Below are 2,115 nucleotides of genomic sequence, written 5' to 3' on the forward strand. Positions count from 1 at the left end.
AATATGACGATGGGGTCATCAGGCACGTCAGAGTGAGGCAATCCACAAAGGACGTGATACAGAATCTGATCGCCCGTGATGAGATGAACTGTCCGCTCCTGTGGATCAACAAGGATCTGACGGGAGATAACAAACAATATGTATCCTTTGAAGAGCGGATAAAGACGCACGATTTCAACAAGGTCCGCGCTATAGAGCCGGTTGTTTACTAAAAGTTGCCGGTCGGCCATTTGCAGGCCAGGTCCTGCGCGACCGACGGATCTTTGAGGAGTAAGATATGAAAAAATACATAGTTTTGGCGGCGGCGCTGCTCCTGTTGCCTGTGTCGGGAGTCTTCTATGGGGAACCCCAGGACTCCGAAGAGCAGACCGACACGGAATATATAGCAGAATACGTGGACAGCCAGCTCGAAGAGGCTGCCTCTGCTGAAGGCGAGGCCTTCTCCGGGGAAGAGGCGGCAGACGGTGTTCCCGACGCCCTGGCGCCGGAGGCCGCCGGCAGCGAGACGGACACAGACTTTCTCGCCGTTCACAATGACTACGCCTATGAGGAGGAGGCTCCTTCTCCCGGCAGCGGTCTGGCCCCCCACATCAGGATCATCCGGCATGCCAATAACGACGGCATGACCGTCACCGACGACGGCGAGCTGACACAGTGGGAACGGGAAGACTGCTGGGTGAAGATGCATGAGGCTATGCCCTCCTACTGCAAGCCCTATCTGGAGGACACTCCCTTTACGGGGGCGAGGAACGTACAGGAAAACGAGATCAGCATCAACTTTGGCCACCATTTCCTCTGCACCGTGGGCTACCGCCACTACTACACCTATGCAAGCATCGCGGGCATCGAAGGCTCGCCCGAGGTGTGCGGGGAGTCAAACGGGTGCTATCTGCTGAAATACAGTCTGGGTGACCGGACTGTGAGCTTTCTCTCCGACGGAGAGCGTATGATGTATCTGACCGCCTCTCCCGACAAGCTGTATGACGTGCGCAGGACTGACAAGGGCTACGCAGTGCTCTACGGCAACAGCGTGCGGCTCTACGCGCAGTATATATATCCGGGCGGTCTTGAGGGCAAGGATCTGAGCTACACCTACGAGGCCTACACTGTGCAGGATCCGGGCGCGGGGAAGGCGACGCCCGCTCCCGCTGCCGGCCGTTTTCTGACAGACAACGTGATCCGGCTGGAGTTTGGGTCCGGCAAGGTGCAGCACTGGAAGGTGAAGCTGTCGGAGGGCGATCTGGCCCACTATGACGAACAGAGCTTTGCTCTGGAGCAGGAGTTCAGGGGCATATGGAAGGAGCTGCGGACCAAAAAGAGGCTGCTGTGGACCAGCGATCCTGTGGATCCCCGGGTGAACGTGATATTGCCCGACTACAACAGCAACGCCTGGGATTTTGACAGCGACACCTCCAGAGAGCCTGCCTATACGGAATAAACACAGAGTGTGATATATGCCGCGTTTGCGGCATATTTTTTTGTCCGGGCCGCCGGCCGGGCCGGCGATCCGGCTTTTTCCCGGGAAAGGGCAGCCACTTCAGGAGAAACTATGCGCAAAAAAGGGCTTGCGCCGCCCTTTTTGGTGTATAATAATAGTGATAATCACTTTGACAAGGAGACAGCGCCATGCCGCGTATCATCACCTTTATAGGAGCGGGCAGCTTTGGCTTTACCCGCGGGCTTGTAAAAGACATTCTCACCTTTCCCAAACTGGCGGACGCGGAGATCCGCCTGATGGATATAGACCCCGAGAGGCTTGATTTTATCTACAGGGCAGTGACCAAGATCAAGAAAAAGGGCCACTATCCCTGCAGGATAAAGAAGTATTCCAACAGACGGTCGGCCCTCCGGGACGCCGACGGCGTGGTGTGCACCATCCTGCAGGGCGGCGTGGACATATTCAAGTCCGACATAGAGATACCCATGAAATACGGGGTCAACACCAACATAGGCGACACCAGAGGCCCCTCGGGCATTTTCCGCGCTCTGAGGACCATACCCGTCATGCTGGACATCTGCAAGGACATCAGCGAGGTGTGCCCCAAGGCCATATTTCTCAACTATACCAATCCTATGGCCATGCTGTGCAACGCCATGCAGAAGGCCTATCCTCAG

The 2,115-nt window shown here is 56.4% G+C and carries 3 protein-coding genes; all 3 read left to right on the top strand.

The features are described from left to right. A partial coding sequence (locus IK083_08975; protein ID MBR4749682.1) for a hypothetical protein occupies positions 1–212 on the top strand: 212 nt, incomplete at its 5' end. A gap of 65 nt (positions 213–277) precedes the next feature. Then, entirely contained in the window at positions 278–1,438 is a 1,161-nt protein-coding gene (locus IK083_08980; protein ID MBR4749683.1) for a hypothetical protein, read from the top strand. A 188-nt stretch (positions 1,439–1,626) separates the two neighbouring features. Next, positions 1,627–2,115, top strand: a 489-nt coding sequence (locus IK083_08985; GenBank protein ID MBR4749684.1) for an alpha-glucosidase/alpha-galactosidase, incomplete at its 3' end; no start/stop codon positions are given.

Source organism: Abditibacteriota bacterium (assembly GCA_017552965.1).
GTDB lineage: Bacteria > Armatimonadota > UBA5829 > UBA5829 > UBA5829 > RGIG7931.

Excerpts from the sequence above, each read along its gene's own strand:
- IK083_08980 (MBR4749683.1), top strand. The coding sequence starts at position 278 with ATGAAAAAATACATAGTTTTGGCGGCGGCGCTGCTCCTGTTGCCTGTG.